Source organism: Nocardioides salarius (assembly GCF_016907435.1).
GTDB lineage: Bacteria > Actinomycetota > Actinomycetes > Propionibacteriales > Nocardioidaceae > Nocardioides > Nocardioides salarius.
Genome location: NZ_JAFBBZ010000001.1, coordinates 2,573,453 through 2,597,236, shown reverse-complemented (window position 1 = coordinate 2,597,236; position 23,784 = coordinate 2,573,453). Strand labels below are relative to the sequence as shown.

At 74.8% G+C, this 23,784-nt stretch carries 24 protein-coding genes; 10 read left to right on the top strand and 14 right to left on the bottom strand.

Annotated features, from left to right (window positions below; genetic code table 11):
• The first annotated feature begins 109 nt into the window (after positions 1 to 109).
• The 3 genes from JOE61_RS12440 to JOE61_RS12430 are packed head-to-tail and all read left to right on the top strand — an operon-like array spanning position 110 to position 2,495.
• Complete coding sequence (locus JOE61_RS12440) at positions 110 to 676, top strand: sigma-70 family RNA polymerase sigma factor (protein WP_307822990.1); 567 nt, start codon at positions 110 to 112, stop codon at positions 674 to 676.
• Complete coding sequence (locus JOE61_RS12435) at positions 673 to 960, top strand: anti-sigma factor family protein (protein WP_193668228.1); 288 nt, start codon at positions 673 to 675, stop codon at positions 958 to 960. Before JOE61_RS12440 ends, JOE61_RS12435 begins: the two co-directional genes overlap by 4 nt.
• Complete coding sequence (locus tag JOE61_RS12430) at positions 957 to 2,495, top strand: dihydrolipoyl dehydrogenase family protein (protein WP_193668230.1); 1,539 nt, start codon at positions 957 to 959, stop codon at positions 2,493 to 2,495. Before JOE61_RS12435 ends, JOE61_RS12430 begins: the two co-directional genes overlap by 4 nt.
• Here the strand turns inward: JOE61_RS12430 and JOE61_RS12425 are convergent.
• Genes JOE61_RS12425 through JOE61_RS12400 form a run of 6 tightly spaced genes read right to left on the bottom strand, consistent with a single transcriptional unit; the run spans position 2,413 to position 7,758 of the window.
• Positions 2,413 to 3,087: a TVP38/TMEM64 family protein gene (locus JOE61_RS12425; protein ID WP_193668232.1), complete on the bottom strand. Its 675-nt coding sequence runs from the start codon at positions 3,085 to 3,087 to the stop codon at positions 2,413 to 2,415. The two genes, JOE61_RS12430 and JOE61_RS12425, sit on opposite strands and share 83 nt — an antisense overlap.
• On the bottom strand, positions 3,084 to 4,199 hold the full coding sequence (locus JOE61_RS12420; RefSeq protein ID WP_193668234.1) for an ABC transporter ATP-binding protein: 1,116 nt from the start codon (positions 4,197 to 4,199) through the stop codon (positions 3,084 to 3,086). Before JOE61_RS12420 ends, JOE61_RS12425 begins: the two co-directional genes overlap by 4 nt.
• Entirely contained in the window at positions 4,192 to 4,989 is a 798-nt protein-coding gene (locus JOE61_RS12415) for an ABC transporter permease (protein ID WP_193668236.1), read from the bottom strand. The genes JOE61_RS12420 and JOE61_RS12415 overlap by 8 nt, the downstream gene beginning before the upstream one ends.
• Positions 4,986 to 5,846, bottom strand: a complete 861-nt coding sequence (locus tag JOE61_RS12410; RefSeq protein ID WP_193668238.1) for an ABC transporter permease — start codon at positions 5,844 to 5,846, stop codon at positions 4,986 to 4,988. The genes JOE61_RS12415 and JOE61_RS12410 overlap by 4 nt, the downstream gene beginning before the upstream one ends.
• Complete coding sequence (locus tag JOE61_RS12405; protein ID WP_307822989.1) at positions 5,843 to 7,111, bottom strand: ABC transporter substrate-binding protein; 1,269 nt, start codon at positions 7,109 to 7,111, stop codon at positions 5,843 to 5,845. The genes JOE61_RS12410 and JOE61_RS12405 overlap by 4 nt, the downstream gene beginning before the upstream one ends.
• Positions 7,108 to 7,758, bottom strand: a complete 651-nt coding sequence (locus JOE61_RS12400; RefSeq protein ID WP_193668240.1) for a CDP-alcohol phosphatidyltransferase family protein — start codon at positions 7,756 to 7,758, stop codon at positions 7,108 to 7,110. The genes JOE61_RS12405 and JOE61_RS12400 overlap by 4 nt, the downstream gene beginning before the upstream one ends.
• Positions 7,759 to 7,877: 119 nt before the next feature.
• Here JOE61_RS12400 and JOE61_RS12395 point away from each other — a divergent pair, with 119 nt between their 5' ends.
• Positions 7,878 to 9,359, top strand: coding sequence for an MFS transporter (locus JOE61_RS12395; RefSeq protein ID WP_193668243.1), 1,482 nt, complete (start codon positions 7,878 to 7,880; stop codon positions 9,357 to 9,359).
• Between the two features lie 48 nt (positions 9,360 to 9,407).
• On the opposite strand, the gene JOE61_RS12390 is transcribed toward JOE61_RS12395, so the two are convergent.
• The 5 genes from JOE61_RS12390 to JOE61_RS12370 all read right to left on the bottom strand — a co-directional run bounded on the left by JOE61_RS12390 (position 9,408) and on the right by JOE61_RS12370 (position 14,964).
• A complete protein-coding gene (locus JOE61_RS12390) occupies positions 9,408 to 10,103 on the bottom strand; it encodes a type 1 glutamine amidotransferase domain-containing protein (RefSeq protein ID WP_193668245.1) in 696 nt (231 codons plus the stop codon).
• Positions 10,104 to 10,223: 120 nt separating this feature from the next.
• The gene (purB, locus tag JOE61_RS12385; RefSeq protein ID WP_193668247.1) at positions 10,224 to 11,654 is read right to left on the bottom strand and encodes an adenylosuccinate lyase; all 1,431 of its coding nucleotides are present in this window, start codon (positions 11,652 to 11,654) and stop codon (positions 10,224 to 10,226) included.
• A 42-nt stretch (positions 11,655 to 11,696) separates the two neighbouring features.
• Positions 11,697 to 12,215 (bottom strand): hypothetical protein, encoded by a 519-nt coding sequence (locus tag JOE61_RS12380; protein ID WP_193668249.1) that lies wholly within the window; start codon positions 12,213 to 12,215, stop codon positions 11,697 to 11,699.
• Positions 12,216 to 12,355: 140 nt separating this feature from the next.
• Positions 12,356 to 13,618 (bottom strand): phosphoribosylamine--glycine ligase, encoded by a 1,263-nt coding sequence (gene purD / locus JOE61_RS12375; RefSeq protein ID WP_193668425.1) that lies wholly within the window; start codon positions 13,616 to 13,618, stop codon positions 12,356 to 12,358.
• Between the two features lie 50 nt (positions 13,619 to 13,668).
• A complete protein-coding gene (locus tag JOE61_RS12370) occupies positions 13,669 to 14,964 on the bottom strand; it encodes an adenylosuccinate synthase (RefSeq protein ID WP_443678575.1) in 1,296 nt (431 codons plus the stop codon).
• Positions 14,965 to 15,093: 129 nt separating this feature from the next.
• Between JOE61_RS12370 and JOE61_RS12365 the strand changes: the two genes are divergently transcribed.
• Positions 15,094 to 16,020, top strand: coding sequence for a diacylglycerol/lipid kinase family protein (locus JOE61_RS12365; protein WP_193668251.1), 927 nt, complete (start codon positions 15,094 to 15,096; stop codon positions 16,018 to 16,020).
• 18 nt (positions 16,021 to 16,038) lie between these two features.
• On the opposite strand, the gene JOE61_RS12360 is transcribed toward JOE61_RS12365, so the two are convergent.
• Positions 16,039 to 17,031 (bottom strand): helix-turn-helix domain-containing protein, encoded by a 993-nt coding sequence (locus JOE61_RS12360; RefSeq protein WP_193668253.1) that lies wholly within the window; start codon positions 17,029 to 17,031, stop codon positions 16,039 to 16,041.
• Positions 17,032 to 17,309: 278 nt separating this feature from the next.
• Here JOE61_RS12360 and lysS point away from each other — a divergent pair, with 278 nt between their 5' ends.
• Positions 17,310 to 19,070, top strand: a complete 1,761-nt coding sequence (gene lysS, locus JOE61_RS12355; RefSeq protein WP_193668255.1) for a lysine--tRNA ligase — start codon at positions 17,310 to 17,312, stop codon at positions 19,068 to 19,070.
• 66 nt (positions 19,071 to 19,136) lie between these two features.
• On the opposite strand, the gene JOE61_RS12350 is transcribed toward lysS, so the two are convergent.
• Entirely contained in the window at positions 19,137 to 19,493 is a 357-nt protein-coding gene (locus JOE61_RS12350) for a DUF3151 domain-containing protein (RefSeq protein WP_307822984.1), read from the bottom strand.
• Between the two features lie 101 nt (positions 19,494 to 19,594).
• Positions 19,595 to 20,626: a class II fructose-bisphosphate aldolase gene (gene fbaA / locus JOE61_RS12345; RefSeq protein WP_193668257.1), complete on the bottom strand. Its 1,032-nt coding sequence runs from the start codon at positions 20,624 to 20,626 to the stop codon at positions 19,595 to 19,597.
• Positions 20,627 to 20,736: 110 nt separating this feature from the next.
• Between fbaA and JOE61_RS12340 the strand changes: the two genes are divergently transcribed.
• The 4 genes from JOE61_RS12340 to JOE61_RS12325 all read left to right on the top strand — a co-directional run bounded on the left by JOE61_RS12340 (position 20,737) and on the right by JOE61_RS12325 (position 23,673).
• The gene (locus tag JOE61_RS12340) at positions 20,737 to 21,243 is read left to right on the top strand and encodes a DUF2867 domain-containing protein (RefSeq protein WP_193668259.1); all 507 of its coding nucleotides are present in this window, start codon (positions 20,737 to 20,739) and stop codon (positions 21,241 to 21,243) included.
• Between the two features lie 58 nt (positions 21,244 to 21,301).
• A complete protein-coding gene (locus JOE61_RS12335; RefSeq protein ID WP_193668261.1) occupies positions 21,302 to 22,273 on the top strand; it encodes a PT domain-containing protein in 972 nt (323 codons plus the stop codon).
• On the top strand, positions 22,270 to 22,773 hold the full coding sequence (locus JOE61_RS12330; RefSeq protein WP_193668263.1) for a SigE family RNA polymerase sigma factor: 504 nt from the start codon (positions 22,270 to 22,272) through the stop codon (positions 22,771 to 22,773). The genes JOE61_RS12335 and JOE61_RS12330 overlap by 4 nt, the downstream gene beginning before the upstream one ends.
• Positions 22,774 to 22,902: 129 nt before the next feature.
• Entirely contained in the window at positions 22,903 to 23,673 is a 771-nt protein-coding gene (locus JOE61_RS12325) for a septum formation family protein (RefSeq protein ID WP_193668265.1), read from the top strand.
• Positions 23,674 to 23,784 lie beyond the last annotated feature (111 nt).

Here is a 23,784-nt window from a genome sequence, read left to right as displayed (position 1 = left end):
GGGTGTGCGCGCCGCGACAGGATGGTGGGACGGGGTGGTGCGTCAGGATGGGGTGGTGGTGGCCGGGCGAGACGGGAAGGAACCCGAGGGCCCAGCGGGTTCCGGGGACGTGACCCCCACCGCCGCGCCCACCCTGCACGGGGGGACGGCGCGCGCCGAGGCCTTCGCCCGCTGGGTCGAGCCGGAGGTCGAGGTGCTGCTGCGGGTGGCGCACACCCTCACCGGGTCGTGGAGCGACGCCGACGACGTCGTGCAGGACACGCTGGTGCGGGCCTGGGGCGCGGTGGACCGCTTCGACGGGCGCCACCCCCGGGCCTGGCTGCTGACGATCCTGCGGCGCACCCACCTCAACAGCCTGCGCCGCAGCCGTCCCGACCTGGTCGACGACGACGTGCTGGCCCGGCACCGGCCGGCCTTCGGCGTCGCGCACGCCTCGTCCCCCGAGCAGCTCGTCGACGACAACGCCTTCGACGCCGACGTGGTCGCCGCGATGGGCTCGCTGGGCGAGCAGTTCCGCCGGGCGGTGCTGCTGGTCGACGTCGACCACCTGACCTACGACGAGGCCGCGGCCGTGCTCGACGTGCCGACGGGCACCGTCGTCTCGCGCGTCAGCCGCGGCCGCTCCCGCCTGCGGGCCGCGCTGGCCCACCGCCGACCCCCAGGAGGCACCCGGTGACCGGGAGGATGCAGGGCCCCCGCTCGATGCTCGAGTGCTGGTGGTCGGGCCGGGTGCTCGACCGCTACGTCGAGCAGCGGCCCGCGACCCCGCTCACCCCCGCCGAGCGCGACCGGCTCGAGCGGCACCTGGCGGTGTGCGAGCGCTGCGCCACCTCGGCCGCCGAGCGACGCCGCGTGCTCGCGGCCCTCGACCGGCTCGGTGACCACCACGCCCCGCCCCCGGCGTCGCTGCGCCGGGCCCACGACCTCGTCCGCGACCTGACCGACGGAGACCCCCGATGACCTCTCCCGCCGCCTCGACCGCCCCGCCGACCGCCGCGCCCGGCGTACGCCGCTCGGACCCGCTGACCACGCCCGACGGCGCACCATGGGACCTGGTGGTCGTCGGTGGCGGCACGGCCGGCCTGGTGGCCGCGCACACCGCGGCCGGGTTCGGTGCCCGCACCCTCCTGGTCGAGCGGCACCGCACCGGCGGCGACTGCCTGTGGACCGGCTGCGTGCCCAGCAAGGCGCTGCTGGCCGCCGCGCACGCCGCCGCGGCCGCCCGGCGCGCGCCGCGCCTGGGCGTGCACGTGGGCGACGTGCGGGTCGACTTCGCCGCGGTGATGCGCCACGTGCACGACACCATCGCGCGCATCGAGCCGGTCGACTCCCCCGAGCGGCTGCGCGGGGCCGGCGTCGCGGTGGCCCACGGCGACCTGACGCTGACCGGCCCGCAGAGCGCGGTGGTCGACGGCGAGCCGGTGCGCTTCGCGCAGGCGCTGCTGGCCACCGGCTCCTCCCCCAGCGTCCCGGGCGTCCCCGGCCTGGCGGAGGCGTCGCCGCTGACCTCCGACGACGTGTGGGACCTCGCGGAGCTGCCCGGGCGGCTGCTGGTGCTGGGCGGCGGCCCGATCGGCTGCGAGCTGGGCCAGGCCTTCGCCCGGCTGGGCAGCCGGGTGAGCGTGGTCGAGGCGGGCCCGCGCGTGCTGGGGCCCGAGGACGCGCACGCGGCCGCCCTGGTGCGCGCCGCGCTGCGCGCCGACGGGGTCGACCTGCGCGAGGACGTCTCGCTCGAGCGCGTCGAGGGCGTGCCCGGCGACCTGGCCGCGCACCTCTCCGACGGCAGCGTGCTGCACGTCGACCGGGTGCTGGTGGCGGTCGGTCGCACGCCCGGCACCCACGACCTGGGTCTGCGGGCCGCCGGGGTCGAGGTCCGCGAGAGCGGCCACGTGGTGGTCGACAGCGCGCTGCGCACCACCAACCTCCGCATCTGGGCGGCCGGCGACCTCACCGGCCACCCCGCCTTCACCCACGTGGCCGGCATGCACGGCAGCCTGGCCGCCTCCAACGCGGTGCTGGGGCTGCGCCGCAAGGTGCGCCTCGACACCATCCCCCGGGTCACCTACACCCAGCCCGAGGTGGCCTCCTTCGGCGTCGGCACCGAGACCGACGACCCGTCGCACACGGTGCACCGCGTCGACGCCACCGAGGTCGACCGCGCCGTCGCCGAGGGCGACACCGACGGGGAGGTCGCGGTGGTGCTCGACGGCCGCGGCCGCCTGGTGGGCGCCCGCGTCGTGGGCCCCCGGGCCGGGGAGGTGCTGGCCGAGCTGACCCTGGCGGCGCAGGCCGGCGTCAGCCTGCGCACCGTCGCCGGCACCATCCACCCCTACCCCGCCTGGAGCGACGGCGTCTCCAAGGCCGCCGTCGCCCGCACCCGCGAGGAGCTGGCCCGGCCGGTGCCGGCGACCGTCACCCGGGTCCTGGCGCGGGGTCGGCGTCGGTGGGTGCAGCACCGCGCGTCCGCCGCTGGCGCCACACCCCCAGCACCGTGAGCAGCACCAGCGCGGCGATCGCCAGCAGGAACGGCGGCGAGCCGGGGTCGGCGCCGAAGGCGCCGACGGCCACGTAGACGGCCGAGCCGGGCACGATGCCCAGCACCGTGGCGGCGGCGTACGAGCGGGTGCTCACCGAGGTCAGGCCGAAGGCGTAGTTGGCGGTGCTGAAGGGCACCAGCGGGACCAGCCGCGCCAGCAGCACGGTCGCGAAGCCGTTGTCGCGCACGCGCTCGTCGAGGCTGGCGAAGCGCTGCCCGGTCAGGCCGCGCACGGCGTCACGGCCCAGCACCCGGCTCAGCAGGAACGCGGCGACGGCGCCGACCACCGCGGCGCCGAGCACGGCGACCAGGCCGGCGCCGAAGCCCAGCAGCAGGCCGCCGAGCACCGTCATCACCGCGGTGGGACCGGCCGGCAGCAGGCTGATGGCGGCGTAGGCCGCCACGAACGCCGGCACCGCCCACCCGCCGAGCCCGTCGAGGGTCGAGCGCAGCTCGGCCTGGCTGGGCAGGCCCACGCTCAGCTGCAGCACCACCGCGGCGACCACCAGCGCCAGCAGCACGCCGGCCTTGAGCAGCACGCCGCGGCTCACCGCTCCCCCTCCAGCACGTGGCAGCGCTCCGGCGCCAGCACCAGCCGGGCCGCGGCTCCGGGGGCCACCGCCGAGCCGACCGGCAGGTGGGCACGCAGGGGGGTGCCGTCGGCCAGCGCCGTCTCGACCACCAGGTGGGTGCCGGCGAAGCGGACCTCCTTGACCGCGACCCCCACGTCGTACGCCGCCGGCGCGGCGTCGCCGGCCAGGGCGAGCGTCTCGGGGCGGACGACGAGCACCGCCGGGCCGGTCGGGGCGCCGGTGGGCACCACCAGCGTGCCGTCGCGGCTGGTGAAGCGGCCGCCCGCCACCTCGCCGGGCAGCTCGTTGACGGGGCCGAAGTAGCGCGCGGTGGCCAGGGTGTCGGGGCGGGTGTAGACCTCCTCGGGCGTGCCGGCGCCGACGACGCGCCCCCGGTCGAGGACGACGACCCGGTCGGCGACGTCGACGGCCTCGTCGCGGTCGTGGGTCACGAAGAGGGTGGTCACCCCGAGCTCGTCGTGCAGGCGCCGCACCAGCCCGCGCATGTCGCCGCGCAGCTCGGGGTCGAGCTGGCTGAACGGCTCGTCGAGCAGCAGCACCCGCGGGCGGCGCAGCAGCGCGCGGGCCAGCGAGACCCGCTGCTCCTGCCCGCCGGAGAGCTCGTGCGGTCGGCGGGAGCCGAGGTCGTCGAGGCGCACCCGGCGCAGCATGTCGCGCGCCTCGGCCCGCTCGTGGGCGCGGGACGCGCCGGCCATCCGCAGGCCGAAGCCGACGTTGCGGGCCACGTCGAGGTGCGGGAAGAGCAGCGGCTTCTGCAGCACCAGACCGACGGGTCGGTGCTCGGGCGGGCTGGCGAGCACGTCGACGTCGTCGATGCGCACGCTGCCGGCGTCGGGTCGCTGCAGGCCCGCGAGGACGGCGAGGGTGGTGCTCTTGCCGCAGCCCGAGGGGCCGAGCAGCGCGGTGAAGCTGCCGGGCTCGAGGTCGAGGTCGAGCCCGTCGACGGCCGTGGTGGGCCCGAAACGGACCACCAGGTCGCGCACCGCCACCCGGGCGGCCGGCCCGGAGGCCGGCCGGTCGGCGGCGTCGCGCTCGTGGTCGTGGTGGTGGTCGTGCCGGCGCCTACGCACGGGAGACCCCCATCCAGGCGACGTCGCGCCCGGCGACCCGGGTCACCGCGAGCACCAGCAGCACCGGCGGCGCCACCACCAGCAGGCCGAGCGCGGCGGCCGCGGTGCGGTCGGAGGACTCGATGGCCGAGAAGAGCAGCAGCGGCAGGGTCGTGACCCGGCCGCCGCCGACGAGGAGGGTCAGCACGTACTCGCTCCAGGAGATGAGGAAGGTCAGCAGGAAGGCGGTCACCAGCGCCGGGCGCAGCAGCGGCAGGCTCACGTGGCGCAGGGTCGCCACCGGGCCGGCGCCCAGCACCCGGGCCGCCTGCTCGTGGTCGGTGTCGAGGTCGGCGTGGGCGGCGGCGAGCAGGCTGGCGGCGTAGGGCACGGTCGGCACCAGCTGGACCAGCACCACCCCGGCGACGGTGTCGGCGAGCCCGTAGCGGATGAAGAAGACCTGCAGGCCCAGGGTGACCGCCAGCGGCGGCACGATGATCGGGGCCAGCAGCAGGAACTGCACCAACCGGCGCCCGCGGAAGCGGTGCAGGCCCAGCGCCCGCCCGGCCGGCAGGCCCACCAGGCAGGCCAGCAGGGCCACGCTGGTGGAGACCAGCACGGACGTGCCCAGGGCCGCCAGGACGCCGTCGCCGAGCAGCAGGCGCAGCCCGCGGGCGCTCAGCTCGGGCGGCAGCAGGGCGGGGTAGCGCCAGGCGCCGGCGACGGCCCACAGCACGACCGGCACCATCGGCAGCACGGTGACCACCGCGACGACGGCGACCGCCGCGCCGCGCCAGGGACTGCGCTTCACAGCGACCGCCTCGCCAGGCCGCCGACGAGCCGCAGGTAGGCCAGCGCCGCCAGCGTGGTCAGCAGCGCGATCAGCACGGCCAGGGCCATCGCCTCGGGCCGCGAGGTCAGGTCGATGTCGCGGTAGCGCTGGAAGGCCTCCACCGACAGCGTCGTCGGGTAGGGCCGCCCCAGCAGCCGGGGCACCTCGTAGGAGGCGGTCACGAAGGCCAGCACCAGCACCGACGCGGCCGCGACCGGCGGGGCCAGCACCGGCAGCGTCACCTCGCGCAGGCGCTGCCAGCGCGAGGCGCCCAGCGTCGCGGCGACGTCCTCGAGGTCGCCGACCCGGCGGCCCAGCGCGGCCAGCGCCACGACGGCCACGAAGAAGGTCTCCTTCCACGTGTACTCCGCGATGATCCCCCAGCCGAAGGCGTCCTGGGTCAGCGCCGGCACGTCCTGCACCGAGTCCACCAGGCCGAGCCGGTACGCCGCGCGCGAGAGCAGGCCGGAGGGGGCCAGCAGCAGGCCGATCGCCAGCGCCCCCACCAGGTGCGGCACGGCCAGCGTGCCGTGGAACAGCACCGCGAGGCGGCGGCGCCCGCCCAGGCGGCGTACGAGCAGGGCCAGGGCGGTGCCGAGCACGGCGGCGGCCGCGGTGGAGATCAGGGAGACGCGGGCGGTGAGCAGCAGCGAGGCGTGCACGGCCGGGTCGGCGAGCACGCGGCGGTAGGCGTCGAGCGACCACTGCGACTCCCCCACCACGGGGGCGTGGCCGAGGCTCTGCAGCACCGCCTGGAGCACCCCGCCGACGACGAAGACCCCGACGACCAGCAGCGCCGGGGCCAGGAGCAGGGCGATGCGCAGGCGCGGGCTCATCCCTCGCCCCGCAGGACCCGTGCCCTCCAGTCGTCCTCGATCCGGGCCAGGGTGGCGCTGTCGAGCTCGGGCAGCGCGTCGGCGGTGAGCTCCTCGGGGCTCAGCACCGAGGGCCCGGCGTCGACGGCGGCGAAGCGCTCGGCGAGGGCGGGCTCGACGGTGTCGAGGTCGATGACCGGGAAGATGCCGGTGGCCTCGTAGAGCCCGAGCTGGACCTCGGGGTCCTGGAGCACGTCGGCCAGGACCATCGCCCCGGCGCGGTCCTCGGCGTTGGCGGGCACCCCGACGAAGCTGACGTTGGAGATGTTGCCGACCGAGAGCACCGTCTCGCGGGTGCTGCCGGGGAAGACGCCGTCCTCGACGAGGCTGCTCACCGCGCCGGGGCCGTAGGTGAGGAAGGCGCTGATCTCGCCGTCGGCGTAGAGCTTCTCGACCTCCTCCTGGCTCACCGGGTAGGTCTCGCCGCCGCGCCAGAAGCCGTCGGCGGCGTCGAGCAGCCGGTCGAAGGTCTCGTCGCGGGCCTGCTCGTAGACGTCGTCGTCGAGGCCGCCGGCCTCGGCCGCCGCCGTGACGGCCTCGGCGCCGAGGGTGTCGTAGAGGAAGGTGCGCACCGCCATCGAGCCGGTGAAGTCGGGCGGGGCGGGGTGGGTGAAGCGCCCCGGCTCGCTCGCGGTCCAGGCCAGCAGCGACTCGACCGACTCCACGTCGGCCTCGTCCAGCGCCGCGCTGTCGTAGACCAGCGCCGAGCTGGCCTGCTGCCAGGCGGCCTCGCAGCCCTCGACCGGCACCCCGAAGTCGGTGGCCACGGCCGGGTCGTCGAGGTCGACGTGCTTCGCGTTGGGCAGGTCGGCGGTCCAGCCGCAGGCCCACAGGTCGGCCTGCACCCCGGTGGCGAAGTTCTCGCCGTTGACCCAGATCGCGTCGACCGAGCCGCCCGAGGTGCGCCCGGCCTGCTGCTCGCCGAGCACCTTGTTGACCGCCTCGGCGGTGTCGGTGATCTTGACCTGGTCGAGGCTGACCCCGAGCCCGGCGAGCCGGTCGGCGACCTCGCCGTTGACGAAGTCGTTGAGACGCTGGTCGCCGCCGTACATGTACCAGTCGACGCTCTGGCCCTGTGCCTCGGCGAGCACGGCGTCCCAGTCGGAGGCGTCGACCGCGGCGGCCTCGTCGGGCTCGCCGCCGCACGCGGAGGCCACCAGGGCCGTGACCGCCAGGGCGGCCGTCAGCAGCAGGGGTCGGCCTGGGCGGCCGGCGGGGCGGGTCACGGGGTCTCCTCGGGAAGCGTCTCGGAGGTGGTTCGGAGCGGACGCGGGGCCCGGATGCCCAGGCTCCGGACACCCAGCCCGATGCGCTGCAGCGCGGTGAGGGCGACCATGGCCGCGAAGACCCACAGCACGGTCTCGGCGTGGGCCGGCAGCAGGCACAGCACGGCGTAGGCCAGCACCGTCTCGGTGCCCTCGGCCAGTCCGCCCACGAAGAGCACCGAGCGGCCGTCCCCGCGGGCTCCACGCCTCTCCAGCAGCGGCGCCAGGGTCAGGAACGCGGTCCCGGAGACGTAGTAGGTCAGCAGCAGCACCAGGCAGGCCAGGCGCGCCTCCGGCACCGCGACGCCCACCGCGAGCACGAAGCCGCCGTACACGCTGAAGTCGGCGAGCAGGTCGAGGAAGCCGCCCAGGTCGGTGGCGCCGCGGCGGCGCGCCAGCGGACCGTCGAGACCGTCGAGGGCCCGGTTGGCCAACCACAGCACCAGCGCGGTCGACCAGTGCGAGGTGGCCACGGCGACGCAGGCGGCGAGGCCGACCAGCCAGCCGAGACCGGTCACGGCGAGCGGGCGCACCCCCAGCCGGTCGAGGCCGGCCGCGGCGGCGTCGAGGCCGGGGGCGATGACGCGGCGCACGGGGGCGTCGAGCACGGTGGGTCCTCCGGGTCCTGGATGGGCATGTCCTGGACCGGGAACCCGGTGGGACCCCGGCCATCATCCCGGGCCGGCCCACCCCCCGGGGTCTGGGGTGGTAGGTCAGGCTGGAGGGCATGGTCGAGCACCAGGAGTCCCCGCGCGCGGCGGACGCCCTCGCGCCCTGGTCGGGTGGCGACGGCGGCGACGAGCCCGACCCCCGGCGCTGGCGGATCTTCGCGGTCTCGCTGGTCGTCGGGTTCATGGCGCTGCTCGACGTCACGATCGTCAACGTGGCGATCCCCTCGATCCAGGAGGGCCTCGACACCTCCACCGGCACCGTGCAGTGGGTGGTCTCGGGCTACGCGCTGAGCTTCGGGCTGGTGCTGGTGACCGGAGGCCGGCTCGGTGACGCCTACGGGCGCCGCCTGCTGCTCCTGGTCGGGCTGGGCCTCTTCGTGCTCACCAGCGCGGCGGTCGGGCTGGCGCCCAACGTCGAGCTGGTGATCCTGGCGCGGCTGCTGCAGGGCGCGGCCGCGGGCCTGCTGACCCCGCAGAACTCGGGGCTGATCCAGGAGCTCTTCTCGGGCCGCGAGCGGGGACGCGCCTTCGGGATCTTCGGACTGACGGTCTCGGTCTCCGCGGCCCTCGGCCCCGTGCTGGGCGGGCTGATCATCTCGCTCTTCGGCGAGGAGGACGGCTGGCGCTGGATCTTCCTGGTCAACGTGCCGATCGGGCTGGCGGCGCTGGTGGCGGTGCTGCGGCTGGTGCCGCACACCAACCCGCGCGAGGCCGGCGAGGCCCGCCCGCGCCTGGACCCGCTCGGCTCGGTGCTGCTGGGCGTGGCGGTCCTGCTGCTGCTCTACCCGGTGGTCCGGGCGGAGAGCGGCAACTACCTGTGGCTGCTGGGGCTCCCGCTGGTGCCGGTGGTCATCGCGGTGTTCGTGCGCTGGGAGCACCGCGTCGTACGCCGCGGCGGTGCGCCGCTGCTCGACGTCGCGCTGCTGCGCCGTACCCCCGGCTTCGCCAACGGCATCGCGGTCGGCACCCTCTACTTCACCGGGTTCACCGGGCTGGTGCTGGTGCTCTCGGTGCACCTGCAGACCGAGATGGGCCTCGCTCCGCTGACGGCCGGGCTGCTGCTGACCGGCTTCGCGGTCGGCTCGGCGATCTCGGCGCCGCTGGCCGGGCGGGTGGTCACCACGGTGGGCCGCCAGCTCAGCGTCGGTGCGCTGGTGACGGTGGTCGCGGCGGTCCTGGCGATGGCGGTGCTGGTGCCGGGCCGCGAGGGCGGGGCGCTGTGGGCGCTGCTGCCCCCGCTGCTCTTCGTCGGCGGCCTCGGCGGCGGCGCGGTGATCTCGCCCAACTTCACCCTGACCCTCGACCAGGTGCCACCGCGGATGGGCGGTGCGGCGGGCGGGGCGCTGCAGACCGGTCAGCGCATCGGCTCGGCCGTCGGCTCGGCGCTCGGGGTCACCGCCTACACGGTGGCGCTGGGGCTGTGGGGGCCGGAGGCCGGGCTGCGCACCGCGTTCCTGACCTCGGCCGCGCTGGTGGCGCTGGCGCTGGTCGCAGCCGTCGTGGCCCTGCGCGACGAACGCGCCGGCCGCGAGGCGTGAGCCTCGCGACCGGCGCGTCCTCGTCCGGGTCTCCAGGTGCGGGTCGGCTCAGGAGCCGATGGCCTCGAGCATCCGGCGCGCCAGCGGGCCCGAGGAAGCGGGGTTCTGGCCGGTGAAGAGCGAGCGATCCACGACGACGTTCTCGCTCCAGGGCTCGGCCTCCTGGAAGTCGGCACCCAGGGCGACGAGGCGGTCCTGCAGCAACCAGGGCGCGCCGTCGGCGAGCCCGGCCTGGGTCTCCTCGGCGTTGGTGAAGCCGGTGAGCCGGTAGCCGGAGAACGGCGAGCCGCCCTCGCCCTCGGTGGCCAGCAGCGCGGCCGGGGCGTGGCACACGATGCCCAGGGGCTTGCCCGACTCGAGGGTCTGCACCAGCAGGCGCGCGGAGTCGGCGTCGCCGGAGAGGTCCTCCATCGGGCCGTGGCCGCCAGGGTAGAAGACCGCGTCGTAGGCGGTCGGGTCGACCAGCTCGAGCGACTCCGGGGAGCGCAGCTGCTCGATGTCGTCGATCGCCTGGCGCAGCGCGTCGGCGTTCTCCTGGCCGCCGTTGGCCTCCGCGGCCAGGCTGCCCTCGTCGACGACCGGCGGCACGCCGCCCGGGGTGGCGACGACGACCTGGTGGCCGGCGCCGGTGAAGACCTGGAAGGGCGCGACGAGCTCCTCGGCCCAGTAGCCGGTGGGGTGCTGGGTGCCGTCCTTGAGGGTCCAGTGGCGGGCGCCGGTGACGACGAAGAGGATCTTGCTCATGGGGTTGCTCCTTCTGCGAGGCAGGTGGTGCGTACCCCGTCCCAACCCCGCGCCCCGCGGCGCCCATTCCTGACGCGGGGGTGAGGCCGGCCTCAGGGCCGCGTCAGGAGCGGACGACGGTCAGAGGATCGCGCCGGGTGCGTACGCCGCCGCGGCCGGGTGCTGCTCGGCGAGCGCGGCCACGCGGCGTACGACGGCCTGGGTCTGGGCGACCGCGGCGCCGGTGAAGGCGATCGGCTCGGCGACCAGGCTCTCGAGCTGCGCCTCGGTGAGCCCGAGCCGCTCGTCGGCGCCGAGCTTGGCGAAGACGTCGTTGTCGGCCTGGCCCTGGCGCATCGCCAGCGCCGTGCCCACCGCCGCCTCCTTGATGGCCTCGTGGGCGCTCTCGCGGCCCACCCCGTTGCGCACCGCGGCCATCAGCACCTTGGTGGTGGCCAGGAAGGGCAGGTAGCGGTCGAGCTCGCGCTGGATCACCGCGGGGAAGGCACCGAACTCGTCGAGCACGGTCAGGAAGGTCTGGAAGAGCCCGTCGACGGCGAAGAACGCGTCGGGCAGCGCCACCCGGCGGACCACGGAGCAGGAGACGTCGCCCTCGTTCCACTGGTCGCCGGCGAGCTCGCCGACCATCGAGAGGTAGCCGCGGGTGACGACGGCCAGGCCGTTGACGCGCTCGCAGGAACGCGTGTTCATCTTGTGCGGCATCGCCGAGGAGCCGACCTGGCCCTCCTTGAACCCCTCGGTGACGATCTCGTTCCCCGCCATCAGCCGGATCGTGGTAGCCAGGTTGGAGGGGCCGGCGGTGAGCTGGACGAGCGCGGAGAGCACGTCGAAGTCGAGGCTGCGCGGGTAGACCTGGCCCACGCTGGTCAGCACCCGCTGGAAGCCGAGGTGGCCAGCGACGCGCTGCTCGAGGTCGGCGAGCTTGTCCTCGTCGCCGTCGAGGAGGTCGAGCATGTCCTGCGCGGTGCCCATCGGGCCCTTGATGCCGCGCAGCGGGTAGCGGCCGAGCAGGTCCTCGACCCGCTCGAGGCTGACCAGCATCTCGTCGGCGACGCTGGCGAAGCGCTTGCCCAGCGTGGTGGCCTGCGCGGCGACGTTGTGGGAACGGCCCGCCATCACGGTGGTCTCGTGCTCGGCGGCCAGTCGCCCCAGACGGGCCAGGGTGGCCACCGCCCGGTCGCGCAGCAGCTCGAGCGACTGCTTGACCTGCAGCTGCTCGACGTTCTCGGTGAGGTCGCGGCTGGTCATGCCCTTGTGGATCTGCTCGTGCCCGGCCAGGGCCGAGAACTCCTCGATGCGCGCCTTCACGTCGTGGCGGGTGATCCGCTCGCGCGCGGCGATCGAGCCCAGGTCGACGGCGTCGACGCCCTGGGCGACCACCCGCTCGTACGCCTCGACGACCCCGTCGGGCACCGCGATGCCCAGGTCGCGCTGCGCCTTGAGCACCGCCACCCACAGCTCGCGCTCGAGCACGATCTTGTGCTCGGGCGACCAGATCTGGGCCAGGTCGGCGGCGGCGTAGCGGGTGGCGAGGACGTTCGGCACGGTCACGGGCACAGTGTCTCGCACCCTCGCGACCGGCGGGGCCCTGGCCTACGCGAAGGCTGCCCCGTGGAACCTCCAGGGTCGACCCGGCCCGGTCGGCAGCCGCCGTCCGCGGAAGGACTCGAACCACGACGTGGGCTCGACCAGGTCGAGGCGGCAGGTGTCGCGCCGCCCTCGCGCCGTCCCCTCCCCGTGGGTGTCGACGATCCCGGCGCCGTCCGTCACGAAACCACCCGTCGTGGCCACCATCGGGAGCTGACCATCGGCTTGTGCCACCCGGCTGATCTCGAGCCGGGCGTACAGCGGCAGCGTCCACGCGTCTCGAAGCTGATCCGCGCTCCGACGGGCCACGAGGAGCCCCGACGGACACACCTCGTCGACCTCTGCCCAGGACAGGACCGGACGGCGCATCAGATCCTCCACGCGCTCGGAGTCGAAGAGCAGTGCTGCACTGGTGCGCAGGGGCTCTCCGGCCAACCCGGCGTCCAGGACCTGCCGTGCCTGGCGAGGGCCGATGCCCAGGGAGCGCAGGCGCTCGGTCGCTGCGCGCTGGGTGAGGAGCTGCATCTGGTCACGCTAGGCGACCGTCGGGCGACGCGCAGCGTGCCTGACGCCGGCTGTGGACAGTGGCCCTGCGTGCCCTTTGCAGAGGGGCACGCGTGTGCCCCTCTGCAAAGGGCTCGGCGCAGGCGTTGGCCTGGGACGGGTCAGTCGGTCGAGGCGGCCCTCAACGCGATGTCGGTGCGGTGCTGGGCACCGTCGAAGGAGATCGCGCCGACGCCTTCGTACGCCGCGGTGCGGGCCTCGGCCAGCGAGTCGCCGGTCGCGACGACGGCGAGCACGCGCCCGCCCGCAGTGACGACCTGGTCATCGACCAGCGCGGTGCCGGCGTGGATGACGTGCACGTCGGGCAGCGCCTCAGCGGCCTCGAGGCCGCTGATGACGTCACCCTTCGACGACGACTCGGGGTAGCCGGCGCTGGCGAGCACCACGCCCACGGCCGAGCCGGCGCGCCACTGCGGAGCGGGCACGTCGGCGAGGGTGCCGGTCGCGGAGCCGAGGAGCAGCGGCGAGAGCGGGGAGTCGAGCAGCGCGAGCAGCGGCTGGGTCTCGGGGTCGCCGAAGCGGGCGTTGAACTCGACGACCCGCACGCCTCGGGAGGTGAGCGCCAGGCCGGCGTACAGCAGGCCGGTGAAGGGGGCGCCGCGCCGCGCCATCTCCTCGACGGTGGGGCGCAGCACCGTGGCCAGCACCTCGTCGACGAGTCCCTCGGGCGCCCACGGCAGCGGCGTGTAGGCGCCCATGCCGCCGGTGTTGGGGCCCTCGTCGCCGTCACGGATCCGCTTGAAGTCCTGGGCGGGCTGCAGCGGGTGCACGACCGCGCCGTGCTCGTCGTCCCAGCCGCAGATCGCGAAGAGCGAGACCTCGGGGCCGTCGAGGAACTCCTCGACCAGCACCCGCTCGCAGCCGGCGGCGTGGGCGACGGCCTCGTCACGGTCGGAGGTCACCACGACGCCCTTGCCGGCGGCCAGGCCGTCGTCCTTGACGACGTACGGCGCCCCGTGGGCGTCGAGCGCGGCCGCGACCTCCTCGGCGGTGGTGCAGCTGGTGGCGGCGGCGGTCGGCACGCCGGCGGCGGCCATCACGTCCTTGGCGAAGGCCTTCGAGCCCTCCAGCTGCGCCGCAGCCGCCGAGGGGCCGAATACCGGGATGCCGCGCTCGCGCACGACGTCGGCGACGCCGGCCACCAGCGGCGCCTCGGGGCCCACGACCACCAGGTCGGCGCCGAGGCGCTCGGCGAGGTCGGCCACGGCTGCGCCGTCCATCGGGTCGACGTCGTGCAGCTCGGCGACGGCCGCGACACCGGGGTTGCCGGGAGCGCAGTGCACCGCCGCGACGCCCGCGTCGTGGGCCAGGGCCCGCGACAGCGCGTGCTCTCGGCCACCGGTGCCGATCACGAGGACGGTCAGGGGGCCGGTCGGCACGGTCGCGGAGGGGGTGCTCACGGGCCCTGATGCTCTCAGATCAGCGGGTGCACGACCACGGTGGCCTCACGGTCCGGACCGACGCCGACCGCGGAGATCCGCGCCCCCGACAGCTCCTCGACCCGGCGGACGTAGTCCTGCGCCGCCTGCGGCAGGTCGTCCATGGTGCGTGCGCCGCTGATGTCCTCGCTCCACCCGGGCAGGTACTCGTAGACCGGGGTCGCGTGGTGGAAGTCGGTCTGGTTGACCGGCATCTCGTCGTGGCGGACCCCGCCGACGTCGTAGGCCACGCAGACCGGGACCTGCTCCAGCCCGGTGAGCACGTCGAGCTTGGTGAGCACGAAGTCGGTGACCCCGTTGACCCGGGCGGCGTAGCGCGCGATCACGGCGTCGTACCAGCCGCAGCGGCGCTGGCGACCGGTCGTGGTGCCGAACTCGGCGCCGACGCTGGCCAGGTGCGCGCCGAGCTCGTCGAAGAGCTCGGTGGGGAACGGACCCTCGCCGACGCGGGTCGTGTAGGCCTTGACGATGCCGATGACCTGGTCCATCCGCATCGGCGGGATGCCCGAGCCGGTGCAGGCACCGCCGGCGGTCGCCGAGGAGGAGGTGACGAAGGGGTAGGTGCCGTGGTCGACGTCGAGCAGCGTGGCCTGGCCGGCCTCGAGCAGCACGGTCTCGCCGCGGTCGAGCGCCTGGTTGAGCAGCAGCCCGGTGTCGGCCACCATCGGGCGCAGGCGGTCGGCGTACTGCAGCAGCTCCTCGAGCGTCTCGTCGACCGAGGGGGCGCGGCGGTTGTAGATCTTGGTCAGCACCTGGCCCTTGAGCTCGAGGGCGCCCTCGATCTTCTGGCGCAGGATCTTCTCGTCGAAGATGTCCTGGACGCGGATGCCGATGCGGTTCATCTTGTCGGCGTACGTCGGGCCGATGCCGCGCCCGGTGGTGCCCAGGCGGCGCGAGCCGAGGAAGCGCTCGGTCACCTTGTCGACGGTGCGGTTGTAGTCGGCGATGACGTGGGCGCTGGCGCTGACGACCAGCTTGCTGGTGTCGACGCCGCGGGCCTCGAGGCCCTCGATCTCCTGGAAGAGCACGTTGAGGTCGACCACGACGCCGTTGCCGATGACCGGGGTGCAGCCGGGGGTGAGGATGCCGCTGGGCAGCAGGTGCAGGGCGTACTTCTGGTCGCCGATGACGACCGTGTGCCCGGCGTTGTTGCCGCCGTTGAACTTCACGACGTAGTCGACGCGCGAGCCGAGGAGGTCGGTGGCCTTCCCCTTGCCCTCGTCGCCCCACTGGGCACCGATGATGGCGATCGCGGGCATCTGCTCGCTCACTCTCCTCGAGAAATCGAAGGACCCCGGCACAAGCGCACCGGGGCCTCTTGCGGCGTCACGCTACCAAAACGGCCCACCCGCTGCCCTTTCGCCGCGGCCCGTCCCGGGTGGCGGATAGGGTCACCGGCGATGGAACCCCTGCTCGTCATCAAGAACAGCGACGCGGGCACCGCCGACGAGCAGACGCTCGAGCGGGGCCTGGCGGTCCTGCGCGCGCGCACCTCCGTCGAGGTCGCCGGCACCTCCGACCCGGGCGAGCTCAACGGGGTGCTGCACCGCGCCGGCTCGCGGCGCATCGTCGTCGCCGGCGGCGACGGCAGCCTGCACGCCGTCGTCTCCGCGCTGCACCGGCGCAACGAGCTCAGCGAGCGCACCCTGGCGCTGCTCCCGCTCGGCACCGGCAACGACTTCGCGCGCGGCAACGACATCCCCCTCGACATCGAGGAGGCGGCCCGCGTGGTCCTCTCGGGCGAGCCGCGACCGGTCGACCTGGTGGTCGACGAGGTGGGCGAGGTGGTCGTCAACAGCGTCCACGTCGGCGCGGGCGCCCAGGCCAGCCGCCGCGGGGCGCGCTGGAAGGAGCGGCTGGGCTCGATCGGCTACCAGAAGGTCAACCTCGGCAAGCTCGGCTACCCGGTCGGGGCCGCGCTCGCCGCGTTCCGGCCCCCGTTCGTGCGCCTGCACGTCGAGGTCGACGGCCGCAGCGTCGTGGGCTTCGACCAGCCGGTGCTGATGGTCGCGGTCGGCAACGGCTCCAGCGTCGGCGGGGGCACCGACCTGGTGCCCGACGCCGACACCGAGGACCGCCGCCTCGACGTGATGATCTCGCGCTCCATCGGCCCGGTGGCGCGGTTCGGCTACGTCGCCGGGCTGGTGCGCGGGCGCCACCCCGAGCGCGACGACGTCATCTGCCTGCGCGGCAGCGAGGTGTCGGTCTCGGGCGAGGAGTTCTGGTGCGCCGCCGACGGCGAGGTCTACGGCCCGGAGCGGCGCCGCACCTGGCGCCTCGAGCCGGCGGCGTACTCGATGGTGCTGCCGCGACGTCACCCCTCCTGAGCGGCCGGCAGCGAGTCCTCAGAGCCAGCCGCGGCGGGCGGCCTCGACCCCGGCCTGGAAGCGCGAGTCGGCGCCCAGCTCGGCGAGCAGCTCAGCCACCCGGCGGCGCACGGTGCGCAGGCTGACGCCGAGGCGGCGGGCGATCTGCTCGTCCTGCGCCCCGGAGGCCAGCTGCTCGAGGAGGAACTCGCGCATGTCGGGGACGCTGTCACGGGTGCCGTCGAGGTCGAGGGGCACCGCGCGGTCCCACATCGACTCGAACCACAGCGTCATCGCCTCGACCCAGCCCTGCTGGCGCACCAGGGTGCGCGGCTCGTCCATGAAGCCCAGCGGCTCGGGCAGGATCACGTGCGTGGTGCCGATGATGATCATCCGGGTCGGCAGGTCGGGCAGCAGCCGGATCTGCTCGCCCACCTCCGAGCGCAGCCGCAGGGTGTCGGGGACCTCGCTGACCGCGCGCACCGGGTAGATCGCCCGCGACTGGCGCCCGCTGCGGATCGCCTCGTGGACCAGGTGGGCCATCGCGTCCTCGCGCGGCTTGCGGAACTGGTCGGGGCGCAGCCAGAGCATGTCGCCGCGGCTCTCGCGGATCAGCGCGGTCAACAGCTCGACCGGCTGGCCGCCCGAGCTGATCTCGCCGTCGATGGGCTCCACGTCGAGCACGTCGATCGGGCCCGGGCGCGCGTTGCTGCCGCTGAGGTAGGGGATCGCCTCGGCCACCGCGCTCAGGCGGGCGTGCGCGGCGGCCGCCGACTCCGCGGTCGAGGCGACCATCCGCCCCACCACCTCGGCGGGAGAGGCCACGAAGAGCCGGGAGTCCTCCAGGGTCACGATGCCCCGCTCGCGCAGCGGCGCCAGGTCGCGCAGCAGCTCCTCGGGGGTCTGCAGCAACGAGGCGGCCACCCAGACCAGCTCGCGACCCGACTGCGGCAGGACCCGGTGGTAGGCGCGGTCGGCGTTGCGCGAGAAGCCCAGCGCACTGATCACCGAGGGGTAGCTGGACCGCACCATCGACACATCCTACTAGCAGCCCTGGCAACTTGGTGCCAGCGACAGGTACGCCGCGACTGGCAGGCACCGGTCAGTACACACTGTCCCCATCGGTGCCCCGCCGTCCTCGGTCGGGGTCCGGAGCCTCACGACATCGGGGGATGACGTCGCTCCGACCACCGTGCAGGAGGCGCCGGGGCTGCCACAGGGGACGGCCCCGGCGCTCTCTGCGGCACGACGCCACGTCTCCGGTAGCGTTGCCGCGCCACAGCACCCACGACGCAGGAGCTCCCCACCCCATGGCACGAGGCGGCGACGCACGCGGTACCGACCGGCCCGACAGCACCGGCCCCACCGACTGGGTCACCCGGGCCGCGGACGACGCGATCCGCCACGCCGGCGGCGAGGAGGCGGTCCGCGCGGAGGGCCGCACCATCACCTGCGCCTCGGGCGCCAGCCCGTCGGGCCCGGTCCACCTGGGCAACCTGCGCGAGTTCCTGACCGTGCACTTCGTGGCCGAGGAGATCCGCCGGCGCGGGCTGCCGGTGCGCCACCTGCACAGCTGGGACGACTACGACCGCTTCCGCAAGGTGCCCGCCGGCGTCGACCCGTCCTGGGCCGACCACATCGGCCGCCCGCTCTCCGCGGTGCCCGACCCGTGGCAGTGCCACGCGTCGTGGGCCGAGCACTTCAAGGAGCCGCTGGTCGCCAGCCTCCACGCGATGGGCGTGGAGATGGAGGAGGTCTCCCAGACCGAGGCCTACCGCCGCGGCGACTACGTCGAGCAGGTGCTGCAGGCCGTGGCGCACCGCGACCGCATCGAGACCATCCTGGGCCGCTACCGCACCAAGGCCGCCCCGGTCGCGGAGTCCGAGCAGGAGGCGGCCGCGCTGGCCGACTCCGTCGTCGAGGACGACGAGGCCACGGGCGCCGGCGACGCGCCCGACCGCGCCGGGCACCTGGCCCGGTTCCCCTACAAGCCCTACTGCCGCGAGTGCGGACGTGACACGACGACCGCGACGGCCTACGACGACGAGAGCGCCGACCTCGCCTACTCCTGCACGTCCTGCGGCTTCGAGGGCGTCACCAACCTGCGCACCGACCACGAGGGCAAGCTGGTCTGGAAGGTCGACTGGCCGATGCGCTGGTCGGTCGAGGGCGTCGACTTCGAGCCGGGCGGGGTCGACCACGCCAGCCCCGGGTCGTCGTACACCGTGGGCAAGGAGGTCGTGAAGGCCGTCTACGGCGCCCGCGCGCCCTCCTTCGTCGGCTACTCCTTCGTGGGGGCCGGCGGCCAGGTGAAGATGTCGTCCTCGCGCGGCGGGGTGCCGACCGCCGCCGACGCGCTGCAGATCCTCGAGGCGCCGGTGCTGCGCTGGCTCTACGTGCGCCGCCAGCCCAAGCAGGCCTTCAACGTCGACTTCGGCCCCGAGGTGGTGCGCCTCTACGACGAGTGGGACTCCTTGACCCGCAAGGCGAACGACCCGGCCAAGCGCGACGCCCAGGTGCTGGCCTACGAGCGCGCCTCGGCCACGGCCGCCGCCGGCACGCTGCCCACGCCGGCCGTGGTGGTGCCGTTCCGGCTGCTGTCGTCGGTGGCCGACGTGACCGCCGGCAGCGCCGAGCTGGTCAGCCGCATCGTCGGCGACGTGGGCCACGAGCACGACTCGGTCGCCGACCTCGAGCCGCGCCTGAGCCGGGCGATGACCTGGATGTCGGAGTACGTGCCCGAGGCCGAGCGCACCACGGTGCGCCCCGAGCCCGACACCGCCCGGCTCGCCGCGCTCGACGAGGACGAGGAGCGGTGGCTGCGCCACCTCCTCGACCGGCTGCCCGACCGCCTCGAGCTCGACGAGACGACCGCGCTGATCTACGGCGTGCCCAAGCTGGCGCGCGGCCTGGGCCTCGACGACGCCCCCACCGACGAGGTGAAGGCCGACCAGAAGGCGTTCTTCCGGCTGCTCTACCAGCTGCTGGTCGACGCCGAGCGCGGCCCGCGGCTGCCCACGCTGTTCCTCGCGCTGGGCGCCGAGAAGGTGCGCAGCCTGCTCACCCCCTGACGACGGACGCCGAGCCGGCTCGTGCGAACGAGCCGGCCCGGCGTCGCGGGCGTGGGCCGGGTGGCCTCAGGCGTCGGCGACCAGCTCGTCGTACGCCGTCTGGCTGGAGTCGCGCAGGAAGTCGCGGCAGCGCTCCCACTCGTCGCTCTCGCCGATGCTGCGCGCGGCGAGCGCGAGCAGGGCCAGGCACATCAGGAAGCCGCGGTTGGGCTCGTGCTCCCACGGGACCGGGCCGTGGCCCTTCCAGCCGTTGCGGCGCAGCATGTCGAGGCTGCGGTGGTAGCCGACGCGGGCGTAGGCGTAGACGGTGATCGCGTCCTCCTGCGCCTCGGCGGCCGCACCGGCGAGCGCCGCCCACGCGAAGGGCGAGGCCGGGTGGGTGCGCGCCACGTCCATGCGGTCGCCGCCGTCGGCCAGCAGCACCTGGGCGGGGTCCTCGGGGAGGTGGGTGGGGGGGCGGTCCTGCCATCAGGTCCTGTCCGATGTCCATGCCCTGCATGGTGCCACCCACCTCCTCCGGGGCCTCAGGCCAGGGCGCGCCCGGCGGAGCGCAGGTTCTCGCAGGCCTCGACGACACGGGCCGCCATCCCGGCCTCGGCCGCCTTGCCCCACGCCCGCGGGTCGTACTGCTTCTTGTTGCCGACCTCGCCGTCGACCTTGAGCACGCCGTCGTAGTTGCGCAGCATGTGCTCGGCGACGGGACGGGTGAAGGCGTACTGGGTGTCGGTGTCGACGTTCATCTTCACCACGCCGTAGTCGACCGCCTCGGCGATCTCCTCGGCGCTGGAGCCGGAGCCGCCGTGGAAGACCAGGTGGAAGGGCTTGGAGCCGGGCTCGAGGCCGAACTCGCCGACGACGGCCTCCTGGGCGTCCTTGAGCACGCTGGGACGCAGCTTGACGTTGCCGGGCTTGTAGACGCCGTGCACGTTGCCGAAGGTCAGGGCGGTCATGTAGTAGCCCCGCTCCCCGTGGCCCAGGGCCTTGGCGGTCGCGATCGCGTCCTCGCGGGTGGAGTAGAGCTTGTCGTTGATGGCGTTCTCGACGCCGTCCTCCTCGCCGCCGACCACGCCGACCTCGATCTCGAGGATGATCTTGGCCTCGATGCACCGCTCGAGCAGCTCGGCGGCGATGGAGAGGTTCTCCTCCAGCGGCACGGCCGAGCCGTCCCACATGTGCGACTGGAACAGCGGCGCCTCGCCGCGCTGCACCCGCTCGCGCGAGATCTCGAGCAGCGGCCGCACGAACCCGTCGAGCTTGTCCTGCGGGCAGTGGTCGGTGTGCAGCGCGATGTTGACCGGGTAGGCCTTGGCGACCTCGGCGGCGTACGCCGCGAAGGCGACCGAGCCGGTGACCATGTCCTTCACGCCCGGCCCGGAGAGGTACTCCGCACCTCCGGTCGAGACCTGGATGATGCCGTCGGAGCCGGCGTCGGCGAAGCCCTTGAGGGCGGCGTTGAGGGTCTGCGACGACGACACGTTGATGGCGGGGAAGGCGTAGCCGCCGGCCTTGGCGGCGTCCAGCATCTCGGCGTACTTCTCGGGCGTTGCGATCGGCACTGCAGGCTCCTGGGTCGCGGGCGTGGGTGGTCCGGCCAGCCTAGTGGAGCGCGGCCCCGGGCGTCCCGGGCCGCCGGGCGGGTGTGCCCGGGCGACGTACGCTCCGGAGGATGGAGCGGCGCACGAGCTGGGGCAGCACCACGCGCAGCAGCCGGGTGCGCCTGGACGCCGAGCACGCCTGGGCCCTGGTGGCCTCGGCCCGCGCCGGCCCGCAGTGGTACGTCGACGCCGCGCCGTTCGTCTTCCGCGGCGCCGTCGACCGGTTGACCCTGGGCCGTGGGCGCCGGTGGCCGGTGCCCGACCGCCCGGTGCTGCGACCCGGCGACACCGCCGGGTTCTGGCGGGTGCTGGAGGCCGGACCGGTCGAGGAGGGGCCGGTCGAGGACGGGCACCACCTGCTGCTCGAGGCGGCGTTGCGTGCCCCGGGCACGGTGCGGTTGAGCACGCTGGTCACGCCGGAGGGCCCGCACTGCTGCCGGGTCGCGCAGACGGTGACCTTCACGCCGGCGGGGCTCCTGGGGCGGGCCTACCTGCTCACCGACGTGCCCGCGCGCGAGACGCTCATGGAGCTGGTGCACCGGCGGGTCCTGCGCGACCTCGGGCGCGCCGCCACCTGATCACCGGGTCGGCGCGGCACCATGACAACCGATCGGCCACGAGATCCGTAGACAGGGCATGGACGAGCACACGAGCAACGAGCGCGACCTCTCCCGCCGCTTCGACGCCTCCTTCGGCGACGGGCCCCCTGGCGCGCCGGTCGACGAGGTCGTCGCCGCCGGGCGCGGGGCGCTGCGGCGCCGCCGCGCCGCGACCTGGGGCGGTGCGCTGGCCGTGCTGGCCGTCGTCGGCCTCGGCGGGGTGCTGGCCCAGACCGGCGCCCCGGGCGGCGGGGACGAGCTGGTCGCCGGCGGGACGAGCGACTCCGCGTCGGCCCAGCCCAGCGACGAGCCCAGCGACGAGCCCAGTGATGGGCCCAGTGATGGGCCCAGTGATGGGCCCAGTGATGGGCCCAGTGACCAGCCCAGCGCCGAGACCGAGCCGCCGTCGTACTCCACCGACGCGCCCGCGTCGTGGGGCAAGGGACAGCTCGCCGGGTACGTCGGCGACGAGGTCGTGGTGCGTGAGGGCCTGACGGTGACCGAGGTCGCCGAGGACCCGCTGGGCCTCGAGCCGGCCGTCTCCTCCACGGCCCTGGCGATCGAGGAGACCGACGGCAAGCGGTCGTGGCGCTACCTGCTGTGGACCGACGGCGAGAAGCCGCGCCACTCCCAGGAGAGCTCGACCGTGCCGGCGTGGAGCTTCGAGGAGTGGCTCGAGGCGTACGCCGTCGACACGGTCGAGACCATCGGCCGCGACCTGGTGACCTTCGGGCCGGGCGAGACGCTCGAGGCCGGCGCGGGCACCACGATCCTCGAGCAGCGCCGCGACCCCGACCTGCCGGCGCCCTTCGCCCCCGCCTCGGCCCGCACCGCCGTGGCCCAGGTCGAGCGCGACGGGCTGACCTGGTTCGTGCTGGCCCGCGAGCTCGAGGGCGAGCGCGACTACGTCGCCACGCCGCTGTCGGCAGAGACCGGCGACGACCTCGACTCGTTCCTCGAGCTGGCTACCGAGCGCTACGCCGACCAGGGCGGCACGGGCATGCAGTGAGCCGCGACAGCGAGTTCAGCGCCTTCGTGGCCGCCCGGCGCACCCACCTGCGCCGGGTGGCCTACGCGTGCTGCGGTGACTGGCACCGCGCCGAGGACCTCGTGCAGACCTCGCTGGTCAAGCTGTACGTCGCCTGGCCGCGGCTGCACCGCGACGGGCGCGAGGAGGCCTACGCCCGGCGCATCATCGTGCGCGCCGACGTCGACGAGCGCCGGCGGCCCTGGCGCCGCGAGGTCCCGTCGTCGCGGGCCGGCGAGACGCTGCACGGGGCGGGCGAGCCGGCCGCCGAGACCGGCCCGGGCCTGGAGGAGCGCAGCGAGCTCTTCGCCGCCGTGCAGGCGTTGCCGGCCCAGCAGCGCAAGGTGGTCGTGCTGCGGCACTGGCTGGGCCTCTCGGTCGCCGAGACCGCCGAGGAGCTCGGCATCTCCGAGGGCACCGTCAAGAGCCACTCCTCGCGCGGGCTCGCCGCCCTGCAGCGCACCCTGACCACCTCCGACTGACCCGCGACCGGCCCGCGCGCGCTCCCGGGGCGCGCTCCCGGTCGGCGAAGCGGTGCCGGCGGGGGCCACGTCCTACGATGCGCCTCGCGCCGGACCTCGGCGTCCCGTGCTCCTGTCGAAAGGTCCGTCGTGCTCCGCCCTGCCCGCGCGCTCGTCGCCGCGCTCTCCCTGTCCCTGCTCGTGCTGGCTCCCGCCACGGCCTCCGCCGCGGGCACCACGACCGACCCGACCGAGCCTGCCGAGCCGACTGGGGACCCGATGGCCGGCGCCCCGGCGGTCGGCACCTGCTACCAGCTCACCTACGACGAGCTGATGGCCGTGTCCACCCCGGCCGAGCCCGTCGACTGCGGCACCCGCCACACCGCACAGGTCCTCGACGTGCGCACCTTCCCGGAGGGCCTCGACTGGGACAGCTCGCCGAAGCGGCTCGACCGCACCGCGGTGAAGGCCTGCCAGGCGTCCTTCTCGGGGGTCGTCAAGGACGACCCGCTGCTGCGCGCGCGCACCGTGGTCCAGTTCGCCTACTTCTACCCCGACGCCGCCGAGCAGGAGGCCGGAGCCCGCTGGTTCCGCTGCGACATCACGCTGCGCGCCGGCGAGAAGATGCTGCCGCTGCCCGAGGAGCTGTCACGGGTGCAGCGCGCCGGACGCATCACCGACGCCCTGGGCCGGTGCCTGACCAAGAAGCTCGCCTACACCTCGTGCGCCAAGCCGCACCGCTACGAGCACTCCGGCGCCCTGCGGGTCACCGATGTCCGCGGACGCACCGCCCAGCAGCAGCTGTCCGAGGCAGCGGCACGCGGCTGCCCGCGACGTACCCGGGGCCGCGACTGGGCCTGGTCCGCGACGCCGGGGCCGAAGAAGCGCACGTACGTCGTCGTCTGCTACCAGCGGGGTTGAGCACCCGGCCGGCCGGCTGGAAGTCGCGCCGGGTCGGCGGGAAGTGGCGCCGGGTCGGCGGGAACTGGCGCCGGCTCGGCGGGGTGCTGGAGGGGTCGTGGCGTCACCTCC